The organism is Malikia sp., from assembly GCF_028687635.1.
Lineage (GTDB): Bacteria > Pseudomonadota > Gammaproteobacteria > Burkholderiales > Burkholderiaceae_C > Malikia.
This window is the reverse complement of record NZ_JAQTZS010000007.1, coordinates 102,344-118,142: the sequence shown is the minus strand read 5'-3', so window position 1 is coordinate 118,142 and position 15,799 is coordinate 102,344. Positions and strand designations below refer to the sequence as shown.

General features: G+C 67.3%; 13 protein-coding genes and 1 pseudogene. 11 read left to right on the top strand and 3 right to left on the bottom strand.

Going from position 1 to position 15,799, the window contains the following annotated elements; genetic code table 11:
* The first annotated feature begins 283 nt into the window (after positions 1-283).
* Positions 284-1,435, top strand: coding sequence for an aromatic ring-hydroxylating dioxygenase subunit alpha (locus PHR85_RS06985; RefSeq protein WP_300052239.1), 1,152 nt, complete (start codon positions 284-286; stop codon positions 1,433-1,435).
* A 64-nt stretch (positions 1,436-1,499) separates the two neighbouring features.
* Here the strand turns inward: PHR85_RS06985 and PHR85_RS06980 are convergent, their stop codons facing one another.
* The gene (locus PHR85_RS06980) at positions 1,500-2,165 is read right to left on the bottom strand and encodes a response regulator transcription factor (RefSeq protein WP_300052236.1); all 666 of its coding nucleotides are present in this window, start codon (positions 2,163-2,165) and stop codon (positions 1,500-1,502) included.
* A gap of 147 nt (positions 2,166-2,312) precedes the next feature.
* On the bottom strand, positions 2,313-5,210 hold the full coding sequence (polA, locus tag PHR85_RS06975; protein WP_300052233.1) for a DNA polymerase I: 2,898 nt from the start codon (positions 5,208-5,210) through the stop codon (positions 2,313-2,315).
* Between the two features lie 70 nt (positions 5,211-5,280).
* Between polA and PHR85_RS06970 the strand changes: the two genes are divergently transcribed.
* From PHR85_RS06970 to PHR85_RS06960, 3 genes are all read left to right on the top strand, one after another.
* Entirely contained in the window at positions 5,281-5,595 is a 315-nt protein-coding gene (locus tag PHR85_RS06970) for a hypothetical protein (RefSeq protein ID WP_300052231.1), read from the top strand.
* A gap of 101 nt (positions 5,596-5,696) precedes the next feature.
* Positions 5,697-6,650 carry a homoserine kinase gene (locus tag PHR85_RS06965; RefSeq protein ID WP_300052229.1) on the top strand — a complete coding sequence of 318 codons (954 nt, stop codon included), beginning with the start codon at positions 5,697-5,699 and terminating at the stop codon, positions 6,648-6,650.
* Positions 6,647-7,429 (top strand): BPSS1780 family membrane protein, encoded by a 783-nt coding sequence (locus PHR85_RS06960; RefSeq protein ID WP_300052227.1) that lies wholly within the window; start codon positions 6,647-6,649, stop codon positions 7,427-7,429. The genes PHR85_RS06965 and PHR85_RS06960 overlap by 4 nt, the downstream gene beginning before the upstream one ends.
* A 12-nt stretch (positions 7,430-7,441) precedes the next feature.
* Here the strand turns inward: PHR85_RS06960 and PHR85_RS06955 are convergent, their stop codons facing one another.
* The gene (locus PHR85_RS06955) at positions 7,442-7,957 is read right to left on the bottom strand and encodes a GNAT family N-acetyltransferase (protein ID WP_300052224.1); all 516 of its coding nucleotides are present in this window, start codon (positions 7,955-7,957) and stop codon (positions 7,442-7,444) included.
* A gap of 82 nt (positions 7,958-8,039) precedes the next feature.
* Between PHR85_RS06955 and PHR85_RS06950 the strand changes: the two genes are divergently transcribed.
* The 7 genes and pseudogenes from PHR85_RS06950 (at position 8,040) to PHR85_RS06920 (ending at position 15,772) form a co-directional block, all read left to right on the top strand.
* Positions 8,040-8,282 (top strand): DUF3297 family protein, encoded by a 243-nt coding sequence (locus tag PHR85_RS06950; protein WP_300052221.1) that lies wholly within the window; start codon positions 8,040-8,042, stop codon positions 8,280-8,282.
* Positions 8,283-8,604: 322 nt separating this feature from the next.
* On the top strand, positions 8,605-10,896 hold the full coding sequence (locus PHR85_RS06945; protein WP_300052219.1) for a chemotaxis protein CheA: 2,292 nt from the start codon (positions 8,605-8,607) through the stop codon (positions 10,894-10,896).
* A pseudogene (locus PHR85_RS06940) lies at positions 10,893-12,035 on the top strand (PAS domain S-box protein); the annotation flags it as partial. The gene PHR85_RS06945 and the pseudogene PHR85_RS06940, both read left to right, overlap by 4 nt.
* Before the next feature lie 48 nt (positions 12,036-12,083).
* Entirely contained in the window at positions 12,084-13,370 is a 1,287-nt protein-coding gene (locus PHR85_RS06935; protein ID WP_300052250.1) for a methyl-accepting chemotaxis protein, read from the top strand.
* A complete protein-coding gene (locus tag PHR85_RS06930; RefSeq protein ID WP_300052217.1) occupies positions 13,370-13,828 on the top strand; it encodes a chemotaxis protein CheW in 459 nt (152 codons plus the stop codon). The genes PHR85_RS06935 and PHR85_RS06930 overlap by 1 nt, the downstream gene beginning before the upstream one ends.
* Before the next feature lie 4 nt (positions 13,829-13,832).
* The gene (locus tag PHR85_RS06925; protein ID WP_300052215.1) at positions 13,833-14,672 is read left to right on the top strand and encodes a protein-glutamate O-methyltransferase CheR; all 840 of its coding nucleotides are present in this window, start codon (positions 13,833-13,835) and stop codon (positions 14,670-14,672) included.
* A gap of 35 nt (positions 14,673-14,707) precedes the next feature.
* Positions 14,708-15,772: a chemotaxis response regulator protein-glutamate methylesterase gene (locus tag PHR85_RS06920; RefSeq protein ID WP_300052213.1), complete on the top strand. Its 1,065-nt coding sequence runs from the start codon at positions 14,708-14,710 to the stop codon at positions 15,770-15,772.
* The last annotated feature ends 27 nt before the right edge of the window (positions 15,773-15,799 follow it).

Here is a 15,799-nt window from a genome sequence, read left to right as displayed (position 1 = left end):
CGACAACGACAGCAGCAACGTGAGCATACGCCGGCGCAAGATGCGCGCCGGCACCAGCCTCGACTACCGCCAGCAGATCCTGTTCGGTCAAATCTCGCCAGACTCAACATAGCGCGATCGCCCTGGATCGCCCTGCGGATTGGCCCCGGGTTTGCCCTTAGCAGGTACAATGACCGCCCCTTTCCAGCTCATCTGGAGTGGTACCCCCCTCCCGCGCCGATTCGTTCAACGACAAAGCGCTTCCCTGCCCCTTAATAGGGGGAGTCTCTAGGTCAGGACCTTCATGTCTGATTTAAGTCTTCAGCTCCAGCAGGCCGCAAGCCAATTTCCGGTTTCCAGCTATTTTGACCCAGCGCTGTTCCAGCGCGAGATGGAGACCATCTTCCAGCGCGGGCCCCGCTATGTGGGGCATGTCAACGCGGTGCCGAACGTCGGCGACTACTACGCCCTGCCCCAGGAGGGCGAGGGCCGCGCCCTGGTCCGCACCGAAAAAGGCGTCGAGCTCGTCAGCAACGTCTGCCGCCATCGCCAGGCCGTCATGCTCAAGGGGCGCGGCAATCTGGGCCAGACGCGCAACGGCAGCGCCGCCGGCAACATCGTCTGCCCGCTGCACCGCTGGACCTACGGCGGTGGCTCCGGCATGTCCAGGCTCGGCGAGCTGATCGGTGCGCCGCATTTCAAGCAGGACCCCTGCCTGGACCTGCGGCGCTACCCGCTGCGCGAGTGGAACGGCATGCTGTTCGAGGACAACGGCCGCGACATCGGCGCCGACCTCGCCGGCATGGGCCCGGCCCGGACGCTGAGCTTCGAGGGCATGGTGCTCGACCATGTCGAGCTGCACGAGTGCAACTACAACTGGAAGACCTTCATCGAGGTCTACCTGGAAGACTACCATGTCGTGCCCTTCCACCCCGGCCTGGGCAACTTCGTGACCTGCGACGACCTCGAGTGGGAGTTCAAGCCCGAGTACTCGGTGCAGACCGTGGGCGTGCAGAACCTGCTCAAGGGCGCCGGCAGCCCGGTCTACCAGCAATGGCACCAGCAGCTGATGGCCTATCGGCAAGGCGAGCTGCCCGAACAAGGCGCGGTCTGGCTGACCTACTACCCGCACATCATGGTCGAGTGGTACCCGCATGTGCTGACGGTCTCGACTCTGCACCCGATCAGCGTCGACAAGACGCTCAACATGGTCGAGTTCTACTACCCGGAGGAGATCGCCGCCTTCGAGCGTGGCTTCGTCGACGCCCAGCGCGCCGCCTACATGGAGACCTGCATCGAGGACGACGAGATCGGCGAACGCATGGACGCCGGCCGCAAGGCGCTGCTCGCGCGCGGCGTCAATGAAGTCGGCCCCTACCAGAGCCCGATGGAAGACGGCATGCAGCATTTCCACGAGTGGTACCGCGCCAAGCTGGGATCGGCCCTGCAGGGCTGAACCCGGTCCAACCGGCTCAGGCCCGCGCAGGCCGCGCGCGGGTCCGTCCCAGACTCAGCCCCCGTCAGCCCAGGCGTTCCAGCCCGTGCCGGTTGACGTAGGCGTGCAACTCGGCCCGGTTCGAGACCGAGAGCTTGCGGTAGATCGAGGTCAGGTGGTTGCGCAGCGTGTGCTCGCTGATGTTGAGGCGTTGCGCCACCACCTTGCCCGGCGCCGCAGCATCCGAGGCCAGCGCCTCGACCGTCAGCCTTTCCTTGGGCGTCAGCGCGCTGACCGAAGCCCGGCGCGAGGAGCGCCAGCGCCCATCCTGGTGCAGCGAGAGCTCCATGAAGATGCGGCTGGTCGCGCTGCGCTCGATCCACATCTCGCCGGCGGTGACCTTCTCGAGCGCGCGCAGCAGCACCACGGGCGCCTCGTACTTGCCGACCACGCCACGCGCGCCGACCAGCACGGCGCTGTCTTGCAGCGCCGAGTCGCGCGAGCTCGTCAGGACCAGGATCTTGGCCGAGGTCTGGGCCTGCAGGTGCGCCAGCGACTCCGTGCCCTCTTCGCCGTCGAGGTCGAACACCACCACGTCGGGCTCGATCTGCTCCAGGCGCAGCACCCCCTCGGCCGCGCTGTCGACCACGCCGACCACGGACCAGCGGCCGTGGTCCCCCTCCAGCAAGCGCTCAAGACCCCAGGACATCAGGGGCAGCGCCACCAGCATCACTCGCGTCGGCCCTGCCACAACATTCTCTTCGCCTGTCATTATTTACCTCTCTCAATAGCATGGCATTTTTGCCACCTATGATAGCCGCATCCCGGGAGGCTTGAACAAGCACTGGGAGAAAAATCACGCGACGGCAGCCGCCCTGCCACCACGGCCCGGCGGCGCTCAGTGCGCCTGTTCCCAGTTCGGCCCGACGCCGACCTCGGCCAGCAGCGCCACCTTGAGCTCGGCCACGCCAGCCATCAGGCGCGGCACCTCCAGGCGCACCCAGTCCTGCTCGGACTCGGGCAGCTCGAACACCAGTTCATCGTGCACCTGCATGATGAGGCGCGTGCCCAGGCCCTGGGCGTCGATCGCGGCCTGGACCGCCACCATGCTCATCTTGATCAGGTCGGCGGCCGTGCCCTGCATCGGGGCGTTGATCGCGGCGCGCTCGGCGGCGGCGCGACGCGGGCCATTCGGGCTGTTGATCTCGGGCAGGTAGAGTCGGCGGCCGAACACGGTCTCGACATAGCCCTGCGCCTTGGCCTGCGCCCGGGTCTGGTCCATGTAGTCGCGCACGCCCGAGAAGCGCTGGAAATAGCGTTCGATGTAGTTCCTGGCCGCCGCGTTGTCGATGCCCAGCGCCTTGGCCAGGCCGAAGCTGCTCATGCCGTAGATCAGGCCGAAGTTGATGACCTTGGCGTAGCGCCGCTGCTCGCTGCTGACCTCGGCGGGCAGCAGGCCGAAGATCTCGGCCGCGGTCGCGCGGTGCACGTCCAGCCCCTCGGCGAAGGCCTTGAGCAGCGCTTCGTCGCCGCTCAGGTGCGCCATGATGCGCAGCTCGATCTGCGAGTAATCGGCGCTCGCGATCAGACGAGCGGGCGGCGCGACGAAGGCCTCGCGCACGCGCCGGCCCTCGGGCGTGCGGATCGGGATGTTCTGCAGATTGGGCTCGTTGCTGCTCAGGCGCCCGGTCACGGCCACCGCCTGCGCGTAGTGGGTGTGCACCCGCCCGGTGCGCGGGTGCGCCAGGCTCGCGAGCTTGTCGGTGTAAGTGCCCTTGAGCTTGGACAACGAGCGGTGTTCGAGCAGCTTGGCCGGCAGCGGGTAGTCCTCGGCCAGTTTTTCCAGCACCTCCTCGTCGGTGCTGCGCGCGCCGGTCGCGGTCTTCTTGATCACCGGCAGGCCGAGCTTGTCGAAGAAGATCTCGCCGAGCTGCTTGGGGCTGGCCAGGTTGAAGGGCTGGCCGGCGATCTCATAGGCCTCGGCTTCGAGCTGCAGGATGCGCTGGCCGAGTTCGTGACTCTGGCGCGCCAGCGTGGCCGCGTCGATCAGCACGCCGTTGCGCTCGACGCGAAACAGCGCCTCGCTGGTGGCGATCTCGAGCTGGTAGATCCGGCCCAGCTTCTCGTCGGCCTGCAGCCGGGGCCAGAGCAGCTGGTGGACTTCGAGCGTCATGTCGCTGTCCTCGCAGGAATACTCGGCCGCCTGGGCGACCGCGACCTGCGCGAACGGGATCTGCTTGGCGCCCTTGCCGCACAGGTCCTCGTAACTGATGCCGCAGCGCCCGAGATGGCGCTCGGCCAGGCTGGCCAGGTTGTGCGGCTTGTGGACTTCGAGCACATAGCTCTGCAGCATGGTGTCGTGCACATAACCGCGCACCTCGATGCCGTGGTTGGCGAACACATGGCGGTCGTACTTGACATGCTGGCCGAGCTTGCTGGCGGTGGAGTCCTCGAGCCAGGGCTTGAGGCGGGCCAGCACCTCCTCGCGCGGCAGCTGGGCCGGCGCGTCGGGGCCGGCGTGCAGCAGCGGCACATAGGCGGCCTCGCCCGGCTGGACGCTGAAGCTGATGCCGACGATCTCGGCCCGCATCGCGTCAAGCGAGGTCGTCTCGGTGTCGAGCGCGACCAGCTCGGCCGCCCGCAGCCTGACGAGCCAGGCCTCGAAGGCCGGCCAGTCGAGCAGGGTCTCGTAGCGGTGCTCACTCGCTGGCGCTGCGCCCACGGCCTCCGCCGCGTCCTGGGCGTCATCGGACTCGATGGCCTGCGGCGTCGGGTCGGCGAACAGGTCGCCGCTGGCACCGAAGGTCGGCGCCGTCGGCACGAGGCGAAGCCGTGGCGGGCGCCCGACCAAAATGGCGGCACCGTCCGGCGGCTCGCCCGTGGCGCCGACGGGCTTGGTGCCTGAGCCCCAGGCATCGATCGCGCGCGCCAGGCCCTTGAAGCCGTATCGTTCATAGAAATCACGCAAGCGCTCACTCTCGCGCTCGCGCTGCGCCAGCTCCTCGAGCGCGGGCAAGCCGGGCAGCGGCTCGCGCAGGTCGCAGTCGGTCTTGATCGTCACCAGCTGGCGCCCGATCGGCAGCCAGTCGCGCTGGTCGCGCAGGTTCTGGCCCGCCACACCCTTGATGCTGTCGGCGTTGGCCAGCAGCGCGTCGAGGCTGCCGTATTCCAGCAGCCACTTGGCGGCGGTCTTGGGTCCGACCTTGGGCACGCCCGGCACGTTGTCGACCTGATCGCCGACCAGGGTCTGGAAGTCGATCATCAGCGCCGGCGGCACACCGAACTCGGCCGTCACGCCGGCGACATCGCGTACCTTGCCGTTCATGGTGTCGATGATGGTCACATGCTCGTCGACCAACTGGCTCAGGTCCTTGTCACCACTGGAGACGATCACGCGCACGCCCTGCGCCGCCGCCGTCCGGGCCAGGGTGCCGATCACGTCATCGGCCTCGACGCCGGGGATGTCGAGCACGGTCCAGCCCAGCAGCCGCACCACCTCGTGGATCGGCGCGATCTGCGCGCGCAGGTCATCCGGCATGGGACTGCGATGCGCCTTGTATTCGGGATAGAGCGCGTCGCGGAAAGTCGGGCCCGAGGCGTCGAACACGCAGGCGGTGTAGTCGGCGGGCTGCTCCCTGGCCAAGGCCTGCATCATGTTGATCATGCCTCGGATCGCTCCGGTCGCCGGGCTGCTCGGATCGCCGGGCACGGCGCGCAGGTCGGGCATGGCATGGTAGGCGCGGTAGAGGTAGCTGGAGCCATCCACCAGCACCAGGGTCTTCGGGGTCTCGGTCATGCCGGGATTGTCGGCGAAAGCGCGCCCCGATCCGGCGCGCAGACTCGCTCAAGACCTACAATCAAAGGTTATGCACCGCTCGACCGCCCGCCGCCACTCACTCGCCCTGCTCCTGTCCACCCTGGCCTGCGCCGCCGCGGCCCAGCCAGGCGCCCGACCAACCCAGGAGGTCAAGCCCGTGATCGAGCAGAAAGCCGAACAGATCACGCACGAGGACGCCGGCAGCCGCATCGACGAATTGCGCGTGGGTGGCCAGACCCGGCGCATCGAGGTCACCACCAAGTCCGCGCTGCCGGCCTACCAGGTCCAGCCGCTGGACGCGAACCCGCAGGATCAGTCCGAGCGCGGCGCCGGCAAGAGCCGCTGGCGCCTGGTGGACTTCTGAGTCCGGCACGCACCCGACCCGCCTTCCTTCCTCACCTCCACCCGCAAGCGGCTGGCCGCATCCGCCGACCACCCCTGCTCCACCGCACGCTAATTCCGCCCATGGCCGTTTTCACCCAAGTCAGCAAGACCGAAGCCGCCGCGCTGCTGAGCCGGCTCAACCTGGGCCAGCTCACCGACATGGAGGGCTGCTCCGGTGGCATCGAGAACACCAACTACTTCGTCAGCACCTTGCAAGACGGCCAGCCACGGCACCATGTGCTGACGCTGTTCGAACGCCTGACCTTCGAGCAGCTGCCCTTCTATCTGCACCTGATGAAGCACCTGGCGGGCAAGGGCATCCCGGTGCCCGATCCGGCCGCCGACGCGCGGGGCGAGATCCTGCACAAGCTCAAGGGCAAGCCGGCCGCGGTCGTCAACCGCCTGAAGGGCCGCAGCGAGCTGGCGCCCCAGCCGGACCACTGCGCCCAGGTCGGCGCCATGCTCGCGCGCATGCACCTGGCCGGCCAGGACTACCCGCGCAGCCAGCCCAATCTGCGTGGCCTGGACTGGTGGAACGAGACCGTGCCGGTCGTGCTGCCGCATCTGGCGCCCGAGCAGGCGAGCCTGCTGCAATCCGAGCTGGCCTATCAGAACCATGTCGCCGCCAGCGCCAGCCACGAGGCGCTGCCGCGCGGCCCGGTGCACGCCGACCTGTTCCGCGACAACGTGATGTTCGACCAGGGTCGCCTGAGCGGCTTCTTCGACTTCTACTTCGCCGGCGTCGACAGCTTCGCCTTCGACCTCGCGGTCTGCCTCAACGACTGGTGCATCGACCACGTGACAGGCCGCCAGGACGACGAGAAGACGCGCGCCATGCGCCAGGCCTATGAGTCGGTGCGCCCGCTGACCGCGGCCGAGCGCGAACTGATGCCGGCCATGCTGCGCGCCGGCGCGCTGCGCTTCTGGATCTCGCGCCTGTGGGACTGGCATCTGCCGCGCGAGGCCAGCATGCTGCAGCCGCATGACCCCGCGCATTTCGAGCGCGTGCTGCGCGCCCGACTGGAGCGACTGTGAAACTCAAGCCGGTGCCGGCCAGGACCGGCTGGTTGTGGGTCAAGCTGGGCATCGCGACCTTCGCGCGCCAGCCACTGGCGCTGGCGGGCCTGTTCCTGCTCTACATGCTCGCGCTCTCGCTGCTGAGCGCGCTACCCGTGATCGGCAACCTGCTGGCGCTGGCCCTGCTGCCCGCGACCACGCTGGGCCTGATGGTCGCCACGCGCGAGGCTGATCGCGGCAAGTTCCCGCTGCCGACCCTCATCCTGAGCGCCTTTCGTGCCGGCCGCGAGCGGTTGCGCGCCATGCTGGTGCTGGGAGCCGTCTACGCGCTGGGCTTCATGGCGGTACTGGGCGTGTCGGCGCTGTTCGACGGCGGCCAGTTCGCGCAGGTCTACCTGGGCTCGGCCGAGATGACGCAGGAGGTCGTGCTGAGCGACTCCTTCCAGCAGGCGATGTGGATCGGCATGCTGCTCTATCTGCCGCTGGCGCTGCTGTTCTGGCACGCACCGGCGCTGGTGCACTGGCAAGGCATCAGCCCGGCCAAGAGCCTGTTCTTCAGCCTGATGGCCTGCTGGCAGAACAAGGGCGCGCTCGCGCTGTTCATGCTGGCCTGGATGGGCGTCTTCATGGTGACGGGCCTGGTGCTGTCGCTGCTGGGCAGCCTGCTCGGCAGCCCCGATCTGCTGGCCTCGCTGCTGTTTGCCGCCGCGCTGACGCTGGCCGCGATGTTCTTCAGCAGCTTCTACTTCACCTTTCGCGACAGCTTCAGCGACGACGACGGCCAGCCGCTGGCCTGAAACACCGCCGCCTCAGCGCGGCGGCAGCTCGTCGAGCAGGCGCTGCATGAAGCTCAGGTCGAGCCAGCGGCCGAACTTGGCGCCGACCTGCCTGAGCGTGCCCGCAGGCTCGAAACCGCAGCGGGCATGCAGGCGCAGCGAGGCGGTGTTGCCGGCTTCTATCGCCGCCACCATCGCATGCTTGCCGGCAGCCTTCGCGCGCTCGACCAGGGCCAGCAGCAAGGCCGCGCCCAGGCCGGCGCCGCGACAGTCGGCACGCACATAGACCGAATGCTCGACCGTGTGCCGGTAGCCGTCGAAGGCGCGAAAATCGGCGAAGCTGCCGTAGCCCAGCAACTGACCTTGCGGGTCGAGCGCCACCAACACCGGCCAGCCAGCGGCCTGACGCGCGGCGATCCAGGCCAGGCGGTCGGCCACGTCGACCCGGCGCTCATTCCAGATCGCGGTGCCGTGGGCGACCGCCTCGTTGTAGATGGCCACGATGCCCGCCGCGTCGTCAGGCCCGGCATCCCGTATCACTATGTTCATGCCTGAATGATAGCCGCGCGTCCGAGGCGGTTCAAATCCGGGACAATCGGCATCTTTGCGATTCAACCACGGAAGCCCCCCCATGAGCGACACCCGCCCCGCCCTGCCCGACCACCTCTCGATCGACCCGCGCAGCCCGCATCACGTGGCCGCCGTCTTCGAGCACGACATCGGCATCCTCTTCAACGGCAAGGACCGCTCCGACGTGGCGGAATACTGCATCAGCGAAGGCTGGGTCAAGGTGCCGGCCGGCAAGACGGTCGACCGCAAGGGCTTTCCGCTGCTGATCAAGCTCAAGGGCCAGGTCGAGGTGTTCTACCGCTGACCCAGGGCAGATCCGGCGGGACGGGAACCGGTTTCGCCGGCCGCTCCGCCAGAACCGGGTACAGCAATCGCTATAATGAATTGCGATTATTGATGTATTTCTACTTGGAAGTACATTTATCGAAAATTACTGATGCCGAACCAGCCTCCCATCAGCGATATTGCGTCACCCGGACCCCAGCCCGGGTCGAAACCCGTCGGCGTGGACATCGAGGTCAGGCGGTCGAGCGGGACCCGTTATCGATCGGGGCGTCCAAGGCCCTGGCCGGACTCGAACTTCAGACACTGGCTCGCCCCCACACTCCCATCACGATGACAGCGCCATGAACGACGACTTCCGCGACAGCTCGCTCGACATGTTCCTGGAGGATTCGAGGCTGATGCTCGACGACTTCGAGCAGGCCCTGCTGGCCATGGCCGAGGCCTCGCACGACCTGGAGACCCTCAACAGCGCGTTTCGCGCCGCGCACAACATCAAGGGCACGGCGGGCATGTTCGGCTTCGAGCGGGTGGTGGAATTCACCCACGAAGTCGAGGCCCTGCTCGACCGCATGCGCGCCGGCACGCAGGCGATCGACCAGCCAGCGGTGCAGCTGCTGCTCGAATGCCTGGATCAGATCGAATTGCTGCTGCATGAACTCTCGGATTCGAGTCAGAGCCATCTGAACCAGCAGCGCAGCCAGCAACTGATGCTCAAGCTGGGGACACTCAAGGGCGGGGACGGAAACGGGCCCGAGGCCGGCCATGCCAGCTCCGGGCATGAGCTGCCACCGGCCCAGGCTGAATGGCTGCTCGGGGTTCGCTTCGGACCCGATGGCCTGGGCGACGGCCACGATCCGCTCGCCTTGGTGCGCCATCTGGGTCAGCTCGGCGAGCTGCTCGCGGTACAGGGGCTGACCGATCATCAGGTGCCCGAGCTCGCGCAACTCGATGCCGAACGCTGCCAGCTGGGCTTCATGCTGCGTCTGCGCAGCGCAGCCAGCCGGGAGGAGATCGTCAAGGCCTTCGATTTCGTCGCGCACAGATGCGTGCTGCGGCTGCTGGCGGCCCCGTTCGAGCTCTCGGTGCTGCGGACACAGATGGGCGAAATCGAGCCTGATCCAGCTCGGCTGCAGACGATCCTGCGCGACATCGGCGCCTGGCCGCAGGACGCTGGAGCGCCAGTCGCGACCGCGGCCACGGAGGCGCAAGCCCCGACTGGCAACGGCGATGAATCCGGCGCGGACGAGGACGAGGACGATCTGGAGCGCCTGTTCGACGCCTGCCAGCAGGCCTACGCGACAGCCGCACCAGCGGGCATTGCGCCGCCGGCCAGCCGACCCGAGGAACGCGCCACCGCGGCGCCCGCGCCGCGGACACCCGCGGAGCGCCCCGCCACCGCGCGCGACAGGAAGAGCGAAGAGTCACGCTACATCCGGGTACCCGCCGACAAGCTCGACGAGCTGATCTCCCAGATCGGCGAGCTGGTGATCGCCGTGAGTTCGGCCCAGATCCTGGCGGAAAAGCACAAGATCACCGAGCTCTCGGAAATCGCGCAGCGGCTCGACAAGCTGGTGGAGGGGGCGCGCGACCATTCGCTCAAGCTGCGGATGGTGCCGGTGGGCGACACCTTCGCGCGCTTCAAGCGCATCGTCTACGACGTCAGCCGCTCGCTGGGCAAGGAGGCCGAGCTGCTGATCAGCGGCGGCGAGACCGAACTCGACAAGTCCATGGTCGAACAGCTCATGGATCCCCTGACCCACCTGGTCCGCAATGCGCTCGACCACGGGCTTGAAACGCCCGACGAGCGCCTGGCGCACGGCAAGGCCGCCAGCGGTCAGCTCCAGCTCAACGCCTACCACGACACCGGCGCGATCGTGATCGAGGTCTCGGACGACGGTCGGGGCCTGTCGCGCGAGCGGATCCTGGCCAAGGCGCTGGAGCGTGGACTGGTGGCGCGCGACGCCAGGCTGAGCGACGAGCAGGTCTGGAATCTGGTCTTCCTGCCGGGCTTTTCCACCGCCGAGCAGGTCACCGACATCTCGGGTCGGGGCGTCGGCATGGATGTGGTGCGCCGCAACATCGACGCCTTGCGCGGCGAGGTCAAGCTGTTCAGCCGTCAGGGTGCAGGCTCGACCGTGCAGATCCGCCTGCCGCTGACGCTGGCGATCATCGACGGCTTCCTGGTCGAGGTGGCCGGATCGAGCTTCGTGCTGCCGCTCGACGGCGTCGAGGAATGCATCGAGGTGCCCGAACTGGCTGGTCAGTCGCTGGCGGCGGCCAATTACTTCGAGCGGCGCAACAGCGTCATGCCGCTGCTGTGCCTGCGCCGTCATTTCAAGCTGGACGGGCCGACGAGCCGGCGCAACAGCGTCGTGGTCGTGCGCCACGGCAGCCAACGCGTCGGCCTGCTGGTGGACCGCCTGCATGGCGAACACCAGACCGTCATCAAACCCCTGGGCCGGCTGTTCAGCCGGCTGCGCAGCATCAGCGGCTCGGCCATCCTGGGGTCGGGATCGGTCGCGCTGATCCTGGACATCGCCGCCTTGCTGGCCGATGCGTCGGCACTGCATCTGCCCGCCGCCCCCTCGGCCTTGCCGGCCACTCCTTCATCACACCCAGAACGACACTCATGAATCAGCACAACCCTTCGTGGATCGCCCGTCTCGTGGCCGGCTCCGAACTGCAGCGCGCGCAGGACGAACTGGAACGCAAGCAAACCGCCTTGCAGGCCGCCGAGAGCGAACTGGCCAAGACCCAGGCCCGCCTGAGCGAGGTCGAAGCCGAGCTCAAGGTGCGCTGCGACATCATGAACCTGACCAGCATCGTCTCGGAGGCCGACAAGAAGGGCGACATCCTGTCGATCAACGACAAGTTCACCGAGGTGTCCCGCTACGGCCGTGAGGAGTTGCTGGGCCGCCCGCACAGCACGACCCGCCATCCCGACATGCCACGGGAGACCTTCAAGCAGATGTGGGCGACCATCGGTCGGGGCGACATTTTCCGCGGGGTCATCAAGAACCGCGCCAAGGACGGAACCCCCTACTACGTCGATGCCGTCGTGGCGCCGATCCTGGGGGACAACGGCAAGCCGATGAAATACATGGGGGTGCGCTACGACATCACCGCCATCGAGATCGAGCGCCAGAACGCGCGCGGCATCCTGGAAGCGATCGATGCCTCCTACGCCTACATCGAGTTCGACCTCGATAGCCAGGTGCTGTCGGCCAACAACAAGTTCCTGCAATTGATGGGCTACCAGCGCGACGAGGTGATCGGCGAGCTGCATCGGATGTTCGTCGATCAGGCCGAGGCCGCCACTGCCGGCTATGCCCAGTTCTGGCGCGACCTCAGCCACGGCAAGCCCCGCAATGAGATCTTCAAGCGCGTCAACAAGGCGGGCCGGACCGTGTACCTGCAGGCCACCTACGCGCCGGTCAAGGACGAAATGGGCCGGGTCGTCAAGGTCATCAAGCTGGCCACCGACATCACCGCCCAGATCGAATCCACCCAGATGCTGGAGCAGGCGGTGGAGCAGGCCCAGCGCGTGACCACGGCGGCGCGCAACGGCGACCTGGAGCAACGCATTTCAATGGAAGACAAGGTCGGACCGATCCGCATCCTGTGCGAGGGCGTCAACAGCCTGATGGAGACCACCCGCCTGACCTTCTCCGACATCCAGCGCATCTTCAGCGCCCTGTCGGCCGGGGATCTCACGCAACGCATCACGCGCGACTACTCGGGCTCCTTCGCCCAGATCAAGGACGATGCCAACGCCGCCAGCGACAAGCTCTCGGGCGTGATCGGCGACGTGGACCAGGTCATGTGCGCCTTGGCCGCCGGCAACCTCGCGCAGCGCATCACGCGCGAGGCGCAAGGGGTGTTCGAGCAGGTCAAGCTCAACCTCAACAGCGCGATCGATGCCGTGGCCCAGCTGGTGACGGATGCGGACACCCTGGCGGCGGCCGCGGTGCAGGGCCGACTGCTGACGCGCGCCGACCCGAGCCGGCACCATGGCGACTTCCGCAAGATCGTCGATGGCATCAACGGCACGCTCGACGCCATCGCCCATCCGCTGCAGGAGATCCAGAGCGTGCTCAAGCTGATGGAGCGCGGCGACATGACGCAAACGGTCGAGGGCGCCTACCAGGGCGCGTTCGCGGAGATCAAGGACGTCGTCAACAGCACCATGCGCAAGCTGGCCGACACCCTGCATGAGGTGCGTTCGGCCGCCGATGCGCTCAGCGGTGCCGCCGGCCAGATCTCGGCCACCTCGCAATCGCTGTCACAGGCGGCCAGCGAGCAAGCCGCTACCGCGGAGCAGACCACCGCGTCGATGCAGATCATGTCGGGCTCGATCAGCCAGAACTCCGACAATGCCAAGATCACCGACGGCATGGCCACCAAGGCCGCCAAGGAGGCGGTCGAAGGCGGGGTCGCGGTGGCCCAGACGGTCGATGCGATGAAGCAGATCGCGACCAGGGTCTCGATCATCGACGACATCGCCTACCAGACCAATCTGCTCGCGCTCAACGCGGCGATCGAGGCCGCGCGCGCTGGCGAGCACGGTCGCGGCTTCGCCGTGGTCGCCGCGGAAGTGCGCAAGCTGGCCGAGCGCAGCCAGGTGGCCGCGCAGGAAATCGGCCAGCTCGCCACCAATTCGGTCGGCATGGCCGAGCGCGCCGGCATGCTGCTGACCGAGATGGTGCCCTCGATCCGCAAGACCTCGGATCTGGTGCAGGAGATCACGGAGGCCAGCGCCGAGCAGACCGAGGGCGTGGCCCAGATCAACGCGGCCATGAGCCAGCTGGGCCAGTCGACCCAGCACAATGCCGCCGCCTCCGAGGAGCTGGCGGCCACCGCCGAGCAGATGTCGGGCCAGGCCGCGCAGCTGCAGCAGATGATGAGTTTCTTCAAGGACGGCTACAGCCAGGCGGAGAGCCACTTCGATAGCCAGTACGCCCAGCTGATGCCGGCGCAGCCGCGCAGCCTCCAGCACCAGAACCGGCCACGCACCGAACGGCCGGCGCCGCAGCGCGCCATGAGTTTCGGTGGCATTTCGATGCACGACTCGCTCGCGATCGACGAGTCCAGCTTCACCAAGTACTGATGCAGGCCCTGACCTTTGCCCTCCAGGGCAATACCTTCGCGGTACCGATCGAGTTGGTCAAGGAGCTGATCGAGCTGCCCGAGCTGACCCCGGTGCCCATGATGCCGGGCTTCCTGCGCGGCGTGATGAACCTGCGCGGCTCCGTCATCCCGGTGATCGACCTGGCCCAGCGCTGCGGCCTGGCGCGCACCGAGCCGGGCTGGCGCAGCTGCGTGGTGATCTTCGAGCTCGACGCCGGGGAAGGCCGGCAAACGCTGGGCGTGATGGTCGATGCGGTGCACGAGGTGGTGGAGATCGGCGCCGACCAGATCAATGAGCCGCCGCAGTTCGGCACCCAGATCGCGCGGGAATTCCTGCAAGGCATGATCCGGCTGCCCGACAGGATCGTGCTGCTGCTCGAACCCATGCAGGTGCTCTCGATCGAGCAGCTGGAATCACTGACGGCGGTGGGAGACTGAACGCATGAGCACAACCCTGTCGGCGCACAGCCTCGCCGCGATCACGAACTTCTTCTATCAACATTCCGGCATCCGGCTCCAGCCCACCAAGCGGCAGCTGGTGGTCAGCCGGCTGACACGCGAAGCCGCCAGGCTCAAGTGCGCGACCCTGGACGACTATGTGACCCGGATCCTGGCCGCGCCGCAGAGCGACGAGGCCAGGCATGTGATCGACCTGCTGACCACCAACGAAACCTATTTCTTCCGGGAGTCGGAGCACTTCAAGCAACTGGCCCATCTGCTGCGCCATGACCCGGGCCGACAGATGCTGCGGGTCTGGAGCGCGGCGGCCTCCTCGGGCGAGGAGGCTTATTCGATCGCCATGACACTGGCACGTCACGCCGGCGCCCGCCCCTGGGAGGTGATCGGAACCGATCTGTCGACCCGGGTCGTGGCTCAGGCGCGCCAAGGCCTTTATGTGGCCGAACGCTGTTCCCGGATCGAGCAAGCCGATCTCAAGCGCTGGTGCCTGCGTGGCGAAGGCGCCTACCGCGGGCAGGTCCTGATGAATCGGGAGCTGCGCGCCAAGGTGCGTTTCGAGGTCGGCAACCTGCTGCATCCGATGCCGGAGCTGGGCCTGTTCGACGTGATCTTCCTGCGCAACGTGCTGATCTACTTCGAGGGCGAGGCCAAGTCCCAGCTGATCGCGAACGTGATCCAGCGTCTGAAACCGGGGGCCTACCTGTACACCGGCCATGCCGAATCGTTGCGGGGCACCCCCCATCCGGGCCTGCAGCAGGTCGCCCCTTCGATCTACCGAGCTGTCGAGGACGAGTCACGAAATCGTCACACAAAGCTGGGATAATGAACACCTTTTGATATTTGGCTGACAAGCACACGATGAATACCGTCCGACCCATCCGGGTCATGCTGGTCGACGACTCGGCCGTGGTTCGACGCGTGCTGGCCGATGTGCTGCGCCAGCACGGTTTTCAGGTGATCGCCGCCTTGCCGGACCCCCTGCTCGCGCAGGACTTCCTCAAGAAGGAAACACCGGATGTGATCGTGCTGGACGTCGAAATGCGGCGCATGGATGGCCTGACCTTCCTGCGCCAGCTGATGACCAGCCATCCGATTCCGGTCGTGATGTGCTCGACCCTCACCACCGAGGGCGCGGAAACCACGCTGACCGCCATGGAACTCGGGGCCGTTGCCTTCGTCACCAAGCCGAGCCTGGGCCTCAAGGGCTTCCTGCAGGATGAGGGCAACGGCCTGATCCAGGCCATCCGCAACGCCAGTCGCAGCGCCGTGCGCCAGACGCGCGCCAAGCCGCCCGCTGCCAGCGCGCCACCCAGCCCGGCCGCAGTCACGTCACGGCCGCTGTTCGCCACCAGCCACAAGGTCGTCGTGATCGGGATCTCCACCGGCGGGGTGCAGGCCATCGAGCAGGTGCTGCCGCGCCTGCCGCGCGATGCGCCAGGCGTGGTGATCGTGCAGCACATGCCCGCCAAGTTCACCGCCGCGCTGTCGCAGCGACTCGATGGCCTGTGCGCGATGGAGGTACGCGAGGCCCGCCACGGCGACCGGGTGCTGCCCGGCGTGGTACTGATTGCCCCGGGTGGCATGCACACGCGACTGGCGCGCAGCGGTGCGCAATACCAGGTCGAGGTATTCGATGGGCCGCCGGTCAACCACCATCGGCCCTCGGTCGACGTGCTGTTCGGCTCGGCGGCAGCCATCGCCGGCAAGAACACCATCGGCGTGATCATGACCGGCATGGGCGACGACGGGGCACGCGGCCTGCGCGAGCTGCACCAGGCGGGGGCCCGCACCATCGCCCAGGACGAGGCCAGCAGTGTCGTCTTCGGGATGGCCAAGGAGGCCATCAAGCTCGGCGGTGTCGGCGAGGTCGTGCCGCTGGCGGAGATCGCGGACCGGATCCTGCGCTACAACAAGACCGCCTGAGGCGACCCGCCGAGCGCAAAGCCCGCT

Coding starts and splice junctions, on each gene's coding strand:
- PHR85_RS06985 (WP_300052239.1), top strand. CDS start 284: ATGTCTGATTTAAGTCTTCAGCTCCAGCAGGCCGCAAGCCAATTTCCG.
- polA (WP_300052233.1), bottom strand. CDS start 5,210: ATGACCGAGACCCCGAAGACCCTGGTGCTGGTGGATGGCTCCAGCTAC.
- PHR85_RS06970 (WP_300052231.1), top strand. CDS start 5,281: ATGCACCGCTCGACCGCCCGCCGCCACTCACTCGCCCTGCTCCTGTCC.
- PHR85_RS06965 (WP_300052229.1), top strand. CDS start 5,697: ATGGCCGTTTTCACCCAAGTCAGCAAGACCGAAGCCGCCGCGCTGCTG.
- PHR85_RS06955 (WP_300052224.1), bottom strand. CDS start 7,957: ATGAACATAGTGATACGGGATGCCGGGCCTGACGACGCGGCGGGCATC.
- PHR85_RS06950 (WP_300052221.1), top strand. CDS start 8,040: ATGAGCGACACCCGCCCCGCCCTGCCCGACCACCTCTCGATCGACCCG.
- PHR85_RS06945 (WP_300052219.1), top strand. CDS start 8,605: ATGAACGACGACTTCCGCGACAGCTCGCTCGACATGTTCCTGGAGGAT.
- PHR85_RS06935 (WP_300052250.1), top strand. CDS start 12,084: ATGTGCGCCTTGGCCGCCGGCAACCTCGCGCAGCGCATCACGCGCGAG.
- PHR85_RS06930 (WP_300052217.1), top strand. CDS start 13,370: ATGCAGGCCCTGACCTTTGCCCTCCAGGGCAATACCTTCGCGGTACCG.
- PHR85_RS06925 (WP_300052215.1), top strand. CDS start 13,833: ATGAGCACAACCCTGTCGGCGCACAGCCTCGCCGCGATCACGAACTTC.
- PHR85_RS06920 (WP_300052213.1), top strand. CDS start 14,708: ATGAATACCGTCCGACCCATCCGGGTCATGCTGGTCGACGACTCGGCC.